Origin of the sequence: Streptomyces azureus, from assembly GCF_001270025.1 — a bacterium.
Lineage (GTDB): Bacteria > Actinomycetota > Actinomycetes > Streptomycetales > Streptomycetaceae > Streptomyces > Streptomyces azureus.
In genome coordinates this window covers 40,208-56,568 of the sequence record NZ_DF968241.1, presented here as the reverse complement: position 1 = coordinate 56,568, position 16,361 = coordinate 40,208, and the positions used below count along the sequence as shown (strand labels likewise).

The following is a 16,361-nucleotide window of genomic DNA, read 5'->3' as shown; positions in this document are numbered from 1 at the left end:
CCCCCCCCCCGGAAGGGGCGGCCGTCCCAGGCCGGAATCCCTGGACTCCAGGCCAGGGGGCACGTCAAGATCGGCGCATGTCAGACACAGGTGGCGTCCGCGAAGTGAAGTCCGCGGCCCGCACGGTCGAGTTGCTGGAACTCCTCGCGGCGCGCGGCGACCGTCCGGCACGGCTCCAGGAGCTGGCCGACGAACTCAGCGTCCCGCGCAGCTCGATGTACGCGCTGCTCCAGACCCTGATCTCGCGCGGCTGGGTCCGCACCGACGTCACCGGCTCCCTGTACGGCATCGGCATCCGCGCACTGCTCACCGGCACCAGCTACCTCGACTCCGACCCGCGGGTCCGGGTCGTACGGCCGTATCTCGACGAGGCGTCCGAGGCGCTCGGCGAGACGATCCACATGGGCCGGCTGGACGGCCGGGACGTGGCGTATCTGGCGACGCGGGAGTCGCACGAGTACCTGCGCACGATCAGCCGGGTGGGCCGGCGACTGCCCGCGCACGTCGGGGCCCTGGGCAAGGCCCTGCTGGCGGAACGCCCGGACGCGGAACTGCCCGAGGGGCCGTACGAGGCGCTGACCCCGAACTCGCACACCAGCCGGGAGTCCCTGGCGGCCGACCTCGCCCGGGTCCGGGCCCGCGGCTGGTCCGTGGACCGGCAGGAGGGCGTGACCGGCATCGTCGGCTTCGGGTTCGCGCTGCGCTACGACACCCCCGCACAGGACGCGATCAGCTGCTCGGTGCCGGTGGCCCGGCTCACGCCGGAGCACGAGGAGCGGATCGTCGCCGTGATGCGGGAGATCCGGGCAAAAGTGGAGGCGACGGTTCCAGGGGCCGGGTCGGTGCACTGGCGTTAGCGGAAACCTCTACGCCACCTCGGGAAAGGCGCTCGTCTACCCGGACTTCACCGCACCAAACGCAACGTGCGCCACATCACACCCTCCGGGTTAACTCGTACGACTACTTGCTTGATACAAATTGCCCGCGCGTTCCTGTCCGTCGACGGTCGTCGCCCAATCCCCCTCCTCCGCCGCTCCTTTCGCATGCCCTGGGAACGCCCGTGTTCGCCCCCCGCACCACCCCCTGGCCCCTCGTCGCCCTTTTCACGGCCGGGTACCTCGCCCCGTATCTGCTGCCGACCACCGTCGGCAGACTCGACTCGGGCCTTCCGCTCTCCGCCACCCAGGCCGGCGCCGTCGGCAGTGCGCTGCTGCTGAGTTCGGCGACCGCCGGATTCGCCCTGGCCTCACGGGTCGAACGGATCGGGGCCCGCGCCCTCGCCCGGCTCGGGCTCGCACTGGCCCTGCTCGGCTACGGCGGTGCCGCACTGGCCACCGCCGTCCCGGCCGTCGTCGCCGGTGCGGTGGTCGGCGGGTTCGGATCCGGCACGGCCACCACCGTCGCCGCCACCCTGATCGCCGCCCAGCGGGACCCGCACAGGGCCTCCACTGCCGGGCTGCTCACCGTCTCCGCCCTCGCGGGCGCCGTGTATCTGACGGTCCCGCACCTCGGCCCGGGGCACGGTCTGCCCCTGGCCGCGATCGCCCTCACGGCCCTGGCCGTGTGGCCGCTGACCGGCCGTCTGCCCGCCGGTACGCCCGCCGCGCCCGCGCGGCACCACAAGGCCCGGCTGCCACACGCCCGTTCGGGCCTGGTGCTGGCCGCCGCCATGGTGTGCTGGTCGCTCGCCCAGAACTCCCTGTGGGGCGTGAGCGGCCAGATCGGGCTGACCCAGGCCCACCTCGGCGAGGCCACCGTCGGCGCCGTCTTCGCCGTGGCACTGGGCGCCGGGCTGACCGGCGTCCTCGCGGCGGGCGCGCTCGGGGCGCGGCTGGGGCGCGCGGTGCCGATCGGGGCGGGCACGGTCCTCATCGCCGGCTGCATCGTGCTCAGCGCCTCCGCGACCGACCTGGCGAGCTTCGCGACCGGCGAGATCGCCTGGAACACCCTGTATCCGGTGGTGCTGTCGTACCTGATCGGACTCGCCGCCTCGCTCGATCCGCGCGGCCGCTGGGCGGTGCTCGTCGGCTCGGCGTCCTCGCTGGGCACGGCCGCCGGGCCGCTCACCGGCAGCCTGCTGTCCGCGCAGGCCGGGTTCCCGGCCATGGGCGCGATCCTGGCCGCCGGCCTGCTGGTGGTCGCCCTGCCGATGACCGCCGTCGCCCTGCACACGAGCGGACGCCCGCTGCTCGCCGGGGCGATCCGCCGCCGCGGCGGCCACCCGGCCGCCCTGGTCGCCGCCGCCACGGGCACCCCCACCGGCACGGTCCCCGAGATCGGCGCTCCGGAACAGCCGGTGGTGGAGATCACCGTGGACACCCCGGCCGTCCCGGCCCAGCGCGCCTACGGCAAGGCGGGGTCGGAGGTCCTCTGAGGCCACCGGAGGTCTTCTGAGGCCGCGGGTTCCTCAGCGGAACTCGTAGGCCTCCACCTCCGCGAGATACCGCGCCCGCAGCTCCTCGTCGTCCTCCAGGAACGAGGCGAGGAAGGAGTTGCGGGCGAGCTCGCGCAGCCGCTCCTCGCTCAGGCCGAGGGTGTCGCGCACGGCGTCGAAGTTGTCACCGGCGTATCCGCCGAAGTACGCCGGATCGTCCGAGTTCACCGTGCACATCAGGCCGGCGTCCAGCATGGCGGGCAGCGGATGGTCGGCGAGGGTGTCGACGGTCCGCAGCCGGACGTTCGACAGGGGACACAGCGTCAGCGGCACCCGCTCCCGCACCAGCCGCTCCACCAGCGCCGGGTCCTCCACGCAGCGCAGCCCGTGGTCGACCCGCTCGACGCCGAGGACGTCCAGCGCCTCGGTGATGTACTCCGGCGGCCCCTCCTCACCGGCGTGCGCGACCCGCCGCAGCCCGAGCGCGGCGGCGGCCTCGTACACCTCGCGGAACTTCGCCGGCGGATGCCCGACCTCGGCCGAGTCGAGGCCGACGCCGGTGATCCGGTCCAGGTACGGCTTGGCCGCCTGAAGGGTCGCCAGGGCCGACTCGGCGGACTCGTCGCGCAGGAAGCACATGATCAGCCGGGTCGACACGCCGTGCCGGGACTCGCTGTCGCCCAGCGCCCGCCACAGCCCCTCGACGACCGTGCCGAGCTCCAGCCCGCGGCTGGTGTGGGCCTGCGGGTCGAAGAAGATCTCCGCGTGCCGCACGCCCTGGGCGGCGGCGCGTTCGAGGTAGGCGTTCGCCAGGTCCTCGAAGTCCCGCTCGGTGCGCAGGACGGCCATGAGCTCGTAGTACAGGTTCAGGAACGACTGGAGGTCCTCGAACCGGTACGCCTCGCGCAGCTCGTCCGTGTCCGCGTACGGCAGCGTGACGCCATTGCGCGCGGCGAGCTCGAAGGCCAGTTCCGGTTCCAGGGTGCCTTCGATATGAAGGTGCAGTTCGGCTTTGGGGAGGGACATCAATTCATCGTACGGCCGTGTCACCGACGCTTCGGAACCGGCACCCTCAGCAGATCGTGCGCCACGGTCAGCTCCCCCTCGTACCCCGCCGCCCGCGCCTGCCGCTCGAACTCGTCCGGGTCGTTGTAGCGCTGGCTGAAGTGGGTCAGCACCAGGTGCCGCACACCACCGTCCCGGGCCACCCGGGCGGCCTGCCCTGCCGTCAGATGACCGTGCTCCACGGCGAGTTGCTCGTCCTCGTCGAGGAAGGTCGACTCGATGACGAGCATGTCGCAGCCCTCGGCGAGCGCGTACACCCCGTCGCACAGCCGGGTGTCCATGACGAACGCGAACCGCTGCCCGCGCCGCACCTCGCTGACGTCGTCGAGCGAGACCGGGCCGAGCGACCCCTCGCGCTGGATCCGGCCGACATCCGGGCCCTTGATGCCGTGCGCGGCGAGCCGCTCGGGCAGCATGCGGCGGCCGTCGTGCTCGATGATCCGGTAGCCGTACGACTCGACCGAGTGCGACAGCCTGCGGGTGTCCAGCGTGTACGACGGCGTGACCGCGAGCACGCCGTCCCCGTCGGCCGGGGCCTCGGTGATGAAGACGGTCGCGCGGTAGGGCGTGGCGAACTGAAGCCGCTCGTAGAAGCGCTGCCCGGACTTCGGGTAGTGGGCGGTGATCTCGTGCGGCACCTGGTCGAGGTTGATGCGCTGGATGACCCCGGGCAGGCCCAGCGCGTGGTCGCCGTGGAAATGCGTGACGCAGAGCCGGTTCAGGTCGTGCGCGGCGACCCCGGCGCGCACCATCTGGCGCTGCGTGCCCTCGCCGGGGTCGAACAGGATGCCCTCGCCGTCCCAGCGGAGCAGGTAGCCGTTGTGGTTGCGGTGTCGGGTCGGGACCTGGCTGGCGGTGCCGAGCACCACGAGTTCACGTACGGACAAGGCGGATCATCCCGGAGGCCAGTCGAGACCGCGGCCGCCGAGCACGTGACCGTGCACGTGCCAGACCGTCTGGCCGGCGCCGCTGCCGGTGTTGAACACGAGGCGGTAACTGTCCAGCTTCTCCTCGTCGGCGACGGCCTGGGCCTCGCGGAGCACGTCCGCGGTGAGGGCCGGGTCGGCGGCGGCGAGTGCGGCGGCGTTCTCGTGGTGCGCCTTGGGGATGATCAGGACGTGCGTGGGGGCCTGGGGGTTGATGTCGCGGAACGCGACGGTGGTGTCCGTCTCGCGGACGATCGTCGCCGGGATGGTTCCGGCGACGATCTTGCAGAACAGGCAGTCGCCCTGTGGCTCCCCTGCCATTTTCCCTCCGGGGGTTGGCCGAATGTGGTGTCCGACTCGGGCATCGTATCGTCGTCGGGTGCGGGTGCGTTGGGGCTGGTCGCGCCCATGCGGCGGAGCCGCACCTCGACACAGCCCCGCGCCGCTAATCGGTCGGCACAGCAGGGGGCGTCTTAGCGGGACTGTTCTCCAGGTTCTCCAGCGCGATACGGATCGCCTCGTCCAGCTGGGCGTCCCTGCCCGCCGCGTAATCCTGGGGACGCTGAAGGACCTCCACATCCGGGTCCACCCCGTGGTTCTCCACCCCCCACTCGTAGCCCTCCAGCCAGAAGGCGTACTTGGGTTGGGTGACGAGGGTGCCGTCGACCAGGCGGTAGCGGCTGTCGATGCCGATGACGCCGCCCCACGTGCGGGTACCGACGACCGGTCCCAGGCCCAGGGCCTTGACCGCGGCGTTGACGATGTCGCCGTCGGAGCCGGAGAACTCGTTGGCGACGGCCACGACGGGGCCGCGGGGGGCGTCCTCGGGATAGCTGTAGGGGCGCATGCCGCGGGGAACGGCCCAGCCGACGATACGGCGGGCGAGTTTCTCGACGACCAGCTGGGAGGTGTGGCCGCCGCGGTTCTCGCGGACGTCGACGACCAGGCCCTCGCGGGCGACCTCGACGCGCAGGTCACGGTGGATCTGGGCCCAGCCGGGCGCCTGCATGTCCGGGACGTGGAGGTAGCCGAGGCGGCCGCCGGACTTCTCGTGGACGTAGGCGCGCCGGTCGGCGACCCAGGCGTGGTACCGCAGCGGCTCCTCGTCCGCGACCGGGACGACGACGGCGTGCCGCGGGTCGCCGCCGCCGGACGGGGAGATGGTCAGCTCGACCGGCTTGCCCGCCGTGCCGATCAGCAGCGGACCGGGTCCGGCCACCGGGTCGACCGGCTGTCCGGCGATCGCGAGGATCGCGTCCCCGGGGCGTACGGCGACGCCGGGTGCGGCCAGCGGGCTGCGGGCGTCCGGATCGGAGGTCTCGGAGGGCAGGATGCGGTCGACACGCCAACTTCCGTCCTCGTGGCGGGAGATGTCGGCGCCGAGCAAACCCTGGCGGGGACCGCCGCCGAATCCGCCGCGCGGGGTGACGTAGGCGTGTGAGGTGCCGAGTTCGCCCTGCACCTCCCACAGCAGGTCGACCAGGTCGTCGTGGGTGGCGAGCCGGTCCACGACCGGCCGGTAGCGGTCGAGGACGCCGGCCCAGTCGACGCCGCTCATGTCAGGCCGCCAGAAGTGGTCCCGCATGATGCGGCCGTTCTCGTCGAACATCTGCCGCCACTCGGCGGCCGGGTCGACGAACTGGCGTACGCGGCCCAGGTCGATGGTGATGTTGGTGTCGCTGTCGTCGTCGTTCGAGGCGCGCCGGTCGCTGGGGACGACCTTCAGCCGTCCGTCGGTCCACAGCAGCACCCGCTTGCCGTCGCCGCTGACCTCGAAGTGGTCGGCGTCGACGGCGAGATGCTCGACGCGCTGCTGGGCGAGGTCGTACCGCTCCAGCTCGGACTTGGGGTCGGGGTCGTCCGGGGTGGCCCGGGACGCGCCGAGCACACCGGCGACCGGGTGGCGCAGCCACAGGACACCGTCCTTGGCGGCGCGCAGGTTGGAGTAGCGGGCGGCCTCGACCGGGAAGGGCACGATGCGGTCGGCGAGGCCTTCGAGGTCGATGCGGGTGGTGGGGGTGCCCTCGCTGTCGGGGGTCTCCTCCCGGTCGGGCGTCTCGAAGGACCGGCCGTGCCGCTGCGGCCCGAACGGGGAGGATGTAGTGGCCGCGAGCGTGATCAGATACGGCCGGGCGCCCTCCACGAAGGCCAGGTCGAAGACGTGCTCGTCGTAGACCGGGTCGAAGGAGCGGGTCGACAGGAACGCGAGGTGCTTGCCGTCCGTCGTGAACGCCGGTGCGTAGTCCTGGAAGCGCAGCGGGGTCGCCTCGGTGACCGACAGGTCGGTGGTGTTGGCGAGCTTCAGCTGGCTCAGGGGCCGCGGTCCGGGGTGGGACCAGGCGAGCCAGGAGGAGTCGGGCGAGAAGACGAGCCCGGACACGTCACCGTCCTCGCTGCGGTCCACCTCCCGCAGCTCGCCCGTCTCCCTCTCGACGAGCAGCAGGCGACCGTCGTGGGAGGCCACGGCCGCGCGGCTGCCGTCCGGTGCCATGGCGAGGTCCAGCACCCTGCCGAGCTGCCCGGCGGCGAGCCGGCGCGGTGTCGCCCCCGGGGCGAGACCGGTGGCGGGGGCGAACTCCAGGGCGTCGTCGCCCTCGGCGTCCGTCACCCACACGACCCACTCCTCGCCGTCCGCGCGGAACGCCTGCGGCATCCGGGCCCGCACCCCGGGCGTCGCGGCCAGCGCGCGGGCCGGGCCGGAGCGGTGGGTGACCCAGTGGACGGACCCGCGCACGGACACGGCACTGCCGCGCGCGGTGTGATCCGGGGACGCCGACCCGAACCACCGGGAGGCGTTGACCGGGAACGGCTGGAGATCGACGCGCTGCCCGCCGAGCCGCACGTCGAGCCGCCGCGGTTCGGCCCCGTCCAGGTCGTCCAGCACCCACAGCTCACCGGCGCTGGAGTAGACGACACGGGTGCCGTCGGTCGCTGCGTGCCGGGCGTAGAAGCCTCCCCCACTCTCGGCTTCGCTCGAGCGGGAGGTGCCCCCATGCGGGGTGTGCCGCCGCAGGTCTGATCCGTCGGCGAGGGAGGAGTACAGCGCGCCGGTGCCCTCGTGATCGGACAGGAAGGCGGTACGGTCCCCCACCCACAGCGGGTACTCGATGTTCCCGTCGAGTTCCTCGTGCAGCCGGACGAACTCCCCGTCGCCCTCCCGGTCGATCCACAACTTGCCCGCCGTACCGCCCCGGTACCGCTTCCACCAGGCGGCCTCGCGCCCCATCGGCGCGGACAGCAGGACGACACTCGGCCCGTAGGCGATGTCACCGACCGGCCCGTACGGCAGGGTGGTGGCCGGACCGCCGTCGAGCGGAACGGCACGCGCCCAGGTGCGGCGCAGGCTCGCCTGTCCCTGGGAACTGATCGCGAGTACCTCGCCGTCCGGGGTCCAGCCGCGCACCTGGGTCTTGAGACTGCCCCAGTACGTCAGGCGCTTGGCGGGGCCTCCGTCGACCGGAGCGATGTGCACCTCGGGGGCGCCGTCGCGGGTGGAGGTCCAGGCGACGGTGGTGCCGTCGGGCGAGATTCGGGGCAGGGTCACCGGCACGTTGTCGGCGCTGACCCGCCAGGCCCGTCCGCCGTCGAGAGGAGCGAGCCACACGTCGTCCTCGGCGGTGAAGGCGACCAGGTCACCGTGCACGTGGGGGAACCGGAGGTAAGCAGGCGATGCGGACTGTGTCACCCGATCACCCTATGCAGGGACGGCGTCCCGGGGACAGACTTCGGATCACTTGCCGTTCGCCTCTGGCGCACGTCACTTGCCCTCGACGGGCCGGCAGTCGGGGTACCGATCGCACCAGATGGTCTGGGTGACGGTCACGGTGACGGTGGGGCCGGGCTGCCCGTTCGTGGGCCCGCCCCCCACGGGCGGCGGGCTGGTGGAGTTGCAGTCGCCGAGCCCGTCGACCTCGAACCACACCTTGCCGTCCACCTTGGCGGTGATGTTCCCGCGCACACAGGCACCGTCCACCGCGTGGGTGACCTTGCCGTCGACGGTGATGTCCTTCCCGTCGTCCGTCTCGCCCTCGCAGTCGACGGTGGCGACGGTCTTCTCACTCGCCGAGGGCGACGGCTTCCCGCCCTGGCCGGAGTCCCCGTAGGAAGCGGTGCACGTCAGCCACCGCACGCCCGCCTTCTGCCGGTTGAGTTCCTTGGTGACGGTCTCGTCGGTGGTGTACGCGACGGACGCGGAGCTGATCCCGGCACCGGGTTCACACGCGACCGCGCCGCCGACGGCAGCCAGCGCGAATGCCACCGCGACCGTCACCCTACGACTGCGCGGCCCCCGCCAGTTCCTCCTCAATGCCCCCATGGAGGGCAGCCTGCCACCGTCGGGGGCGGGGCGGTAGAGCGCAAATGGCCACCCGGCGTTGTTGCGGGAGCGGGGCGTTGCGCAGCCCGGCGTATGCGCGCAGGCAAGCCGTCAGCCGCGCAGCAGCAGCCATTCCTGGAGTTCCACCAAGTTGCCCTCCGGGTCCTTGAGGTGGGCGACGCGCAGGCGGTCGGTCAGGAGGGCCGGGCCGTGGAGGATCGTGGCGCCGCGCATCGTGATCTCCTCGCAGTACGCGTCGAGGGCGTCGACGCGCAGGACGACCAGGGAGCGGTGGCCGTTCGCCGAGTCGCCCAACTCGTCGAGCACTTCGGCCATCACCGAGCGGTCCTGCAACGCGATTCCCGCGGAGCCCGCCGCGGGGCTGAACTTCTCGTACGGCCCGTCCGCCGCCCCCGACTGCGGCTTGAGGCCGAGAACCTCGCCGTAGAAGCGGTAACAGGCGGCGAAGTCGGTCACGAGCAGTCGTACCTGTGCGAGTTCCACGGTGCCTCCGAGAGGGGTCAGGTCCAGCGGCCGGTGCGTGCCAGGAGCACGGCCGCGGCCGCGGTCCCGGCAGTCGATGTGCGCAGCACACTGCGCCCGAGGCGAAACGCCTCGGCCCCCGCTTCCCCGAACAGCGCCAACTCTTCCGGCGCCACGCCCCCTTCGGGCCCCACCACCAGCACGATCTCACCGGACGACGGCAGTCCGGCCGTCGCCAGCGGCGAGTCCCCGCTCTCGTGCAGCACGGCAGCGAACTCCGCCCCCGCCAGCAGCGCCGCGACCTGCTTGGTCGTAGCCGTCTCGGCGACCTCGGGGAACCTGACCCGGCGCGACTGCTTGCCGGCCTCCCGGGCGGTGGCCCGCCACTTCCCCAGCGCCTTCGCCCCGCGCTCGCCCTTCCACTGCGTGATGCAGCGCGCCGCCGCCCACGGCACGATCGCGTCGACGCCGACCTCGGTCATCATCTCGACGGCCAGCTCCCCGCGGTCACCCTTGGGCAGCGCCTGGACGACGGTCACCCGGGGCTGCGCCTGCGGCTCCTCGGTCACCGGGTCCAGCCGGACGATCAGCCGGTCCTTGCCCTCGGTGTCGAGCACGACACCGTCCGCCCAGCGCCCGGCCCCGTCCGTGAGGACGACGTCCTCACCGGGCCGCAGCCGCTTCACGGAGACGGCGTGCCGTCCTTCGGGACCGTCGAGGACATAGCGGCCGCCCCCGCCCGCGTCGAAGTGCTCGACCACGAATACCGGAGCTGTCATCGGACTCCGCCTCCGCCCGACAACGCTGTCCACGCCGCGGCGAGTTCACCGGCCAGCACCTCCACCAGCTGTCCGGCCGGCAGCTCCCGCGCCATCCAGTGCCCCTGTCCCGCCCACAGCGCCATGCCCTGCGCGTCCCCCGCCTTGGCGGCGGCCTTGCGCAGCGGCGAGGTGAGGTGGTGGATCTCGGGATAGGCGGCGGGGGCGTACGGGCCGTGCTCACGCAGGAAGCGGTTGACGAGACCGCGCGCCGGGCGCCCGGAGAAGGCCCGGGTCAACTCCGTACGGACGAACAGGGGGTTGGTCAGCGCCTGCTTGTGCAGGGCGTTCGCGCCCGACTCGGCCGTGGCGAGGAAGGCGGTGCCGAGCTGGGCCGCGCTCGCGCCCGCCGCGAGGACCGCGGCGATCTGGCCGCCGCGCATGATGCCGCCGGCGGCGATGATCGGGATGCTCACGGTCTCCCGGATCTGGGCGACCAGCGACAGCAGCCCGATGCCGGAACCGTCCGTCTCGGGGATGTCCCGGTGCGTGCCCTGGTGGCCGCCGGCCTCGACGCCCTGCGCGATGACCGCGTCGGCGCCCGCCCGCTCGACGGCCCGGGCCTCGTCGGGGGTGGTGGCGGTGACCAGGACGAAGGTGCCGACCCGGTGCAGGGCGTCGACGACCTCCCGGCTCGGCGTGCCGAAGTGGAACGACACCACGGGCACGGGGTTGTCGCGCAGGACCGCGAGCTTGGTCTCGTAGCCGTCGTCGCGGCCGCTGTCGGGGTCGCCGAGCTCGGCCTCGTACCAGGAGGCCTCGCCGGCCAACTGGTGGGCGTAGACGTCGATGGCGGCGGGGTCGGCGTACTCCGGCTGCGGCATGAAGAGGTTCACTCCGAAGGGCCTGCCGGTGAGGCTGCGGAGCTGCTTGATCTCCTGGTACATCCCGTCGGCGGTCTTGTACCCGGCGGCGAGGAACCCGAGCCCGCCCGCCTCGCACACGGCGGCGGCGAGCTTCGGTACGGAGACGCCGCCCGCCATGGGGGCCTGCACGATCGGGTGCGGGAAGAGATCGGTCAGCGCGGAGGACATGACCGCATGTTGTCACGTCCTCCGAACAACTCCGAAACCGGCCTGCCGTGTGGCATAGACCAGAGGAACAGGCACCTGCCGACCCCCAGGGGACCCGACGTCACCGCCCGTTGAACGCGTCCTTCAACCGCGAGAACAACCCTTGCTGCCCCGGCTGGAACTGCCCCTGCGGGCGCTCCTCGCCGCGCAGTTTGGCCAGCTCGCGCAGCAGGCGCTCCTGCTCGACGTCCAGCTTGCTCGGGGTCTGGACCTCGACGTGGACGATGAGGTCGCCGCGTCCGCCGCCGCGCAGGTGCGTGACACCGCGGCCGTGCAGCGGGATCGACTGGCCGGACTGGGTGCCCGGGCGGATGTCGACCTCCTCCAGGCCGTCCAGCGTCTCCAGCGGCACCTTCGTGCCGAGGGCGGCCGCCGTCATCGGGAGCGTGACCGTGCAGTGCAGGTCGTCGCCGCGGCGCTGGAACTGCGAGTGGGGCAGTTCGTGGATCTCGACGTACAGGTCGCCCGCGGGACCGCCGCCGGGACCGACCTCGCCCTCACCGGCGAGCTGGATCCGCGTGCCGTTGTCGACACCGGCCGGGATCTTCACGGTCAGCGTGCGGCGGGAGCGGACGCGGCCGTCACCGGCGCACTCCGGGCAGGGGGTCGGGACGACCGTGCCGAAGCCCTGGCACTGCGGGCAGGGCCGCGAGGTCATGACCTGACCGAGGAAGGACCGCGTGACCTGTGACACCTCACCGCGGCCGCGACACATGTCACACGTCTGGGCCGTGGTCCCCGGCGCCGCGCCCTCACCGCTGCAGGTGTTGCACACGACCGCCGTGTCGACCTGGATGTCCTTCGTCGTGCCGAAGGCCGCCTCGTCGAGCTCGATCTCGATACGGATCATCGCGTCCTGGCCGCGGCGGGTGCGCGAGCGCGGACCGCGCTGCGACGCCGTGCCGAAGAACGCGTCCATGATGTCCGAGAAGTTCCCGAAGCCGCCGGCCCCGAAGCCGCCCGCGCCGCCGCCACCGGCCTGCGAGAGCGGGTCGCCGCCGAGGTCGTAGACCTGCTTCTTCTGCGGGTCCGACAGCACCTCGTAAGCGGCGTTGATCTCCTTGAACCGCTCCTGGGTCTTCGGATCGGGGTTGACGTCCGGGTGCAGCTCGCGCGCGAGCCGCCGGAAGGCCTTCTTGATCTCTTCCTGCGACGCGTCGCGGCGCACGCCGAGTACGGCGTAGTAGTCCGTGGCCACTACGACTCCGCCAGGATCTGTCCGACGTACCGTGCCACTGCGCGTACCGCTCCCATCGTTCCCGGGTAGTCCATGCGGGTCGGTCCGACCACGCCGAGCTTGGCGACAGCTTCGCCGCCCGAACCGTAGCCGACCGACACGACGGACGTGGAGTTGAGTCCTTCGTGGGCGTTCTCATGACCGATACGTACGGTCACGCCCGGATCCTTCGCCTCGCCGAGCAGCTTGAGGAGCACCACCTGCTCCTCAAGCGCCTCCAGCACCGGCCGGATCGTGAGGGGAAAGTCATGCCCGAAGCGGGTCAGGTTGGCGGTGCCGCCGATCATCAGCCGCTCCTCGTTCTCCTCGACGAGCGTCTCCAGAAGTGTGGAGAGCACCATGGAGACCGTACCCCGGTCCTCGTGCTCGAACGCCTCCGGCAGATCCTCCACCAGACTCGGCACATCCGTGAAACGGCGGTTCGCCACACGGCTGTTGAGCCGCGCGCGCAGATCCGCGAGCGAGGCCTCGCCGAAGGGTGCCGGGCAGTCGACCACGCGCTGCTCGACCCGCCCGGTGTCCGTGATCAGCACGAGCATCACGCGCGCGGGCGCGAGGGAGAGCAACTCCACATGCCGCACGGTCGAGCGGGTCAGCGACGGGTACTGCACGACGGCGACCTGGCGTGTGAGCTGGGCCAGCAGCCGTACCGTACGCGCCACGACGTCGTCGAGGTCGACGGCACCCTCGAGGAAGTTCTGGATCGCGCGCCGCTCGGGCGCGGTCATCGGCTTGACACCGGCCAGCTTGTCCACGAACAGCCGGTAGCCCTTGTCGGTGGGGATGCGCCCGGCGCTGGTGTGCGGCTGGGCGATGTACCCCTCGTCCTCGAGGGCCGCCATGTCGTTGCGGACGGTGGCCGGGGAGACGCCGAGGTTGTGCCGCTCGGTGAGGGCCTTGGAGCCGACCGGCTCCTCGGTGCCGACGTAGTCCTGGACGATGGCGCGCAGCACCTGCAGCCTGCGTTCACTGAGCATTCGCGCACACCTCCAGAAGTCGTCCGCCTGGTGTCCTGCCTGTCGTGCCTGGCACTCTGCGCGTGCGAGTGCCAGCATTCCCCGCCCAGTGTACGGCGGTGGGGTACACCCCCGGCAAGGCTGGTCGCATGCCGTCGTGCCCCGGGCGGGGGTCACCGCTAGCGTCGCCGTATGACGGTGACTTGGGAAGAGCTCGGGTGGGAGCGCGTGGCCGCCGGGGTGGGGCGGTGCCGGCTTCCGGTGTGGGACTGCACGGCGGGGCTGGTCGTCGGTGAGGGCGCGGTACTCGTGATCGACGCGGGGTCGAGCCCGGCCGAGGGCGCGCGGTTGCGCGAGCAGGCGCAGTCCCTCACCGGTCACCATGTGACGCATCTCGCGCTGACCCATCCCCACTTCGACCACGTCTTCGGGGTCGCGGCCTTCACGGACGCTGAGGTGTTCGGCGCGGTGGGCGTGGACGCGGTGCTGACGCGCGTACGGGACCGCCAGGAGCTGCGCGCCGACGCGGTACGCAACGGCCTGGCGGAGACCACCGCGCAGGAGTCTGCGGACCGGCTGGTCGCGCCCCGCCACCTGGTCTCCGGCGAGTGGACCCTCGACCTGGGCGGCGGGCGCCAGGTGCTGCTGGCGAACGTGGGCCCCGGGCACACCGCGCACGATCTGGCGGTGCTGGTGCCGGGGGATCCGGAGGTGGTGTTCTGCGGCGATCTGGTCGAGGAGTCCGGCGAGCCGCAGGCGGGCCCCGACGCCGTGCCGTCGCACTGGCCGGCCGCCCTGGGCCGGCTGCTCGACCTGGGCGGGGAGGACGCGCTGTACGTGCCCGGTCACGGAGCGGTGGTGGACGCGGCGTTCGTCCGCGCCCAGCGGGACACGCTGGCGGCGCGTTTCGGCGTGTCTCCGTGACCACCCCCCGGCTTCTCCTATCGTCATTCGAATGCGCCAGTACTCACCCGATCTGACCCCGTCGTGGAAGAAGCCGCAGCAGCCGGTGCCCGAGGTTCCGGCGGAGCCGGGTCTGGTCGTCGAGGAGGCCGGGACCGGCTTCTGCGGCGCGGTGATCCGCTGCGAGGCGGGCACGGTGACACTGGAGGACCGCTTCGGCAAGCACCGGGTGTTCCCCATGGAGCCGCGCGGCTTCCTCTTGGAGGGCAGGGCCGTGACACTGATCCGCCCTTCGCCGGGCGGCCCCGCACGTCCCACCCGCACGGCGTCCGGTTCGGTTGCCGTCCCCGGTGCCCGCGCACGCGTGGCACGCGCCGGCCGCATCTACGTCGAGGGCCGGCACGACGCCGAGCTGGTCGAGAAGGTCTGGGGCGACGACCTGCGCATCGAGGGCGTGGTCGTGGAGTACCTGGAGGGCGTCGACGACCTGCCGTCCATCGTCGAGTCCTTCGCCCCCGGCCCCGACGCCCGCCTCGGCGTCCTGGTGGACCACCTGGTGCCGGGCAGCAAGGAGTGGCGCATCGCCGAGTCGGTGACGAGCGACCACGCCCTGGTCGTCGGCCATCCCTACATCGACATCTGGGAGGCGGTGAAACCGTCGTCCCTGGGCATCGAGGCATGGCCTCGGGTCCCGCGCGGCCAGGACTGGAAGACGGGGGTGTGCCGGGCGCTGGGCTGGCCGGAGAACACGGGCGCGGCTTGGCAGCGGATCCTGTCGGGTGTCCGGTCGTACAAGGACCTGGAGCCGGAACTGCTGGGCAGGGTGGAGGAACTGATCGACTTCGTGACGACGCCGGCGTAGGTGCTGAGCTGCGGGCGATCGTGCCGCCAGGGCGGCACGGGTGGGCGCAGCGGCACCCGGCTACGCCGGGCCGTGCGACGCCCCGGCCCCAGTACCAACGCCGCGCACCTCAGTCCACGAGGTCCCGAACCACCGCATCCGCCAGCAACCGCCCCTGCAGCGTCAGCACAGCCCGACCTTCCTCGTACGGCCCTTCCTGCAGAAGCCCGTCCGACAACGCCCGCCGCGCAGCCGCAAGCCCCTCCTCCCGCAGCAACGACAACGGCACGCCCTCCCGAAGCCGCAGCTCCAGCAGGATCCGCTCGACCCGCCGGTCTTCCTCCGACAGCACCTCACGTCCGGCCCCCGGCGACCGCCCCGCCGCCAGCGCCCCCGCATACGCACCGGGATGCTTCACGTTCCACCACCGCACCCCACCCACATGACTGTGCGCCCCGGGCCCGGCCCCCCACCAGTCGGCCCCCCGCCAGTACAGCTCGTTGTGCAGGCAGCGCCCCGCCTCCGAGGTCGCCCAGTTCGACACCTCGTACCACTCGAAGCCCGCGCCCGAGAGAACCTCGTCCGCGATCAGGTACCGGTCGGCATGCACATCGTCGTCGGTCATCGGCACCTCGCCCCGGCGGATCCGACGAGCCAGCTGCGTCCCCTCCTCGACGATCAGGGCGTAGGCACTGACATGGTCGGGCCCGGCCCCCAGCACCGCGTCGAGCGAGGCCCGCCAGTCGTCGTCGGACTCCCCCGGCGTGCCGTAGATCAGATCGAGATTCACATGCTCGAAACCGGCCGCCCGGGCCTCCTCGACACACGCCTCCGGCCGCCCCGGCGTGTGCGTGCGGTCCAGCACCTTCAGCACATGCTGCCGCGCACTCTGCATCCCGAAAGAGATCCGGTTGAAGCCCCCCTCGCGCAGCGCCGCCAGATACCTCGGATCGACCGACTCCGGGTTCGCCTCGGTCGTGACCTCGGCGTCCTGCGCGAGCCCGAACTCGTCGCGGACGGCCGCGAGCATCCGCACCAGGTCGCCGGCGTCGAGCAGCGTCGGCGTACCCCCGCCCACGAACACCGTGCGAACGGGCCGCTGATCGTCCCCCAGCACCTTCCGCGCCAGCCGGATCTCGTCGGCCAGCGTCTCGGCGTAGTTGTCCCGCGAGGCCAGCACGCCACCGGTGCCGCGCAGCTCGGTCGCCGTGTAGGTGTTGAAGTCGCAGTAGCCGCAGCGGGTCGCGCAGTACGGAACGTGCAGGTAGAACCCGAGCGGGCGGTCGGCGGCCCCGGCGAGGGCGGACTCGGGCAGCGCGCCGTCGTCGGGGACGGGCTCACCGTCGGGGAGTGCGGAAGGCATACGTTCC

General features: G+C 72.3%; 15 protein-coding genes. 4 read left to right on the top strand and 11 right to left on the bottom strand.

Features of this window, described 5'->3' with window-relative positions:
• The first annotated feature begins 77 nt into the window (after nt 1–77).
• Together AOQ53_RS11915 and AOQ53_RS11910 are read left to right on the top strand one after the other, a co-directional pair.
• On the top strand, nt 78–857 hold the full coding sequence (locus AOQ53_RS11915; RefSeq protein ID WP_059416986.1) for an IclR family transcriptional regulator: 780 nt from the start codon (nt 78–80) through the stop codon (nt 855–857).
• A gap of 203 nt (nt 858–1,060) precedes the next feature.
• The gene (locus AOQ53_RS11910; protein ID WP_059416985.1) at nt 1,061–2,374 is read left to right on the top strand and encodes an MFS transporter; all 1,314 of its coding nucleotides are present in this window, start codon (nt 1,061–1,063) and stop codon (nt 2,372–2,374) included.
• Between the two features lie 33 nt (nt 2,375–2,407).
• Here the strand turns inward: AOQ53_RS11910 and AOQ53_RS11905 are convergent, their stop codons facing one another.
• The 10 genes from AOQ53_RS11905 to hrcA form a co-directional block, all read right to left on the bottom strand.
• Nucleotides 2,408–3,400 (bottom strand): adenosine deaminase, encoded by a 993-nt coding sequence (locus tag AOQ53_RS11905; protein WP_059416984.1) that lies wholly within the window; start codon nt 3,398–3,400, stop codon nt 2,408–2,410.
• Nucleotides 3,401–3,420: 20 nt separating this feature from the next.
• A complete protein-coding gene (locus tag AOQ53_RS11900; RefSeq protein WP_059416983.1) occupies nt 3,421–4,326 on the bottom strand; it encodes a ribonuclease Z in 906 nt (301 codons plus the stop codon).
• Nucleotides 4,327–4,332: 6 nt separating this feature from the next.
• Nucleotides 4,333–4,686, bottom strand: a complete 354-nt coding sequence (locus tag AOQ53_RS11895; protein WP_059416982.1) for a histidine triad nucleotide-binding protein — start codon at nt 4,684–4,686, stop codon at nt 4,333–4,335.
• A gap of 124 nt (nt 4,687–4,810) precedes the next feature.
• Nucleotides 4,811–8,050: a S41 family peptidase gene (locus AOQ53_RS11890; protein WP_059416981.1), complete on the bottom strand. Its 3,240-nt coding sequence runs from the start codon at nt 8,048–8,050 to the stop codon at nt 4,811–4,813.
• 72 nt (nt 8,051–8,122) lie between these two features.
• On the bottom strand, nt 8,123–8,680 hold the full coding sequence (locus tag AOQ53_RS11885; RefSeq protein WP_078945274.1) for a hypothetical protein: 558 nt from the start codon (nt 8,678–8,680) through the stop codon (nt 8,123–8,125).
• Nucleotides 8,681–8,791: 111 nt separating this feature from the next.
• On the bottom strand, nt 8,792–9,184 hold the full coding sequence (locus AOQ53_RS11880) for a VOC family protein (RefSeq protein WP_059416979.1): 393 nt from the start codon (nt 9,182–9,184) through the stop codon (nt 8,792–8,794).
• A gap of 17 nt (nt 9,185–9,201) precedes the next feature.
• Entirely contained in the window at nt 9,202–9,942 is a 741-nt protein-coding gene (locus AOQ53_RS11875) for a 16S rRNA (uracil(1498)-N(3))-methyltransferase (protein WP_059416978.1), read from the bottom strand.
• Nucleotides 9,939–11,015, bottom strand: a complete 1,077-nt coding sequence (locus tag AOQ53_RS11870; RefSeq protein ID WP_059416977.1) for a nitronate monooxygenase — start codon at nt 11,013–11,015, stop codon at nt 9,939–9,941. The genes AOQ53_RS11875 and AOQ53_RS11870 overlap by 4 nt, the downstream gene beginning before the upstream one ends.
• Before the next feature lie 100 nt (nt 11,016–11,115).
• Nucleotides 11,116–12,252 (bottom strand): molecular chaperone DnaJ, encoded by a 1,137-nt coding sequence (gene dnaJ / locus AOQ53_RS11865; protein ID WP_059416976.1) that lies wholly within the window; start codon nt 12,250–12,252, stop codon nt 11,116–11,118.
• Nucleotides 12,252–13,268 carry a heat-inducible transcriptional repressor HrcA gene (gene hrcA, locus AOQ53_RS11860; RefSeq protein WP_059416975.1) on the bottom strand — a complete coding sequence of 339 codons (1,017 nt, stop codon included), beginning with the start codon at nt 13,266–13,268 and terminating at the stop codon, nt 12,252–12,254. Before hrcA ends, dnaJ begins: the two co-directional genes overlap by 1 nt.
• Before the next feature lie 171 nt (nt 13,269–13,439).
• On the opposite strand from hrcA, the gene AOQ53_RS11855 reads away from it, so the two are divergent.
• Nucleotides 13,440–14,171 (top strand): MBL fold metallo-hydrolase, encoded by a 732-nt coding sequence (locus AOQ53_RS11855; RefSeq protein WP_059416974.1) that lies wholly within the window; start codon nt 13,440–13,442, stop codon nt 14,169–14,171.
• A 31-nt stretch (nt 14,172–14,202) separates the two neighbouring features.
• Complete coding sequence (locus AOQ53_RS11850) at nt 14,203–15,012, top strand: DUF3097 domain-containing protein (RefSeq protein ID WP_059416973.1); 810 nt, start codon at nt 14,203–14,205, stop codon at nt 15,010–15,012.
• A gap of 109 nt (nt 15,013–15,121) precedes the next feature.
• Here the strand turns inward: AOQ53_RS11850 and hemW are convergent, their stop codons facing one another.
• Nucleotides 15,122–16,354 (bottom strand): radical SAM family heme chaperone HemW, encoded by a 1,233-nt coding sequence (gene hemW, locus AOQ53_RS11845; protein ID WP_059416972.1) that lies wholly within the window; start codon nt 16,352–16,354, stop codon nt 15,122–15,124.
• Nucleotides 16,355–16,361 lie beyond the last annotated feature (7 nt).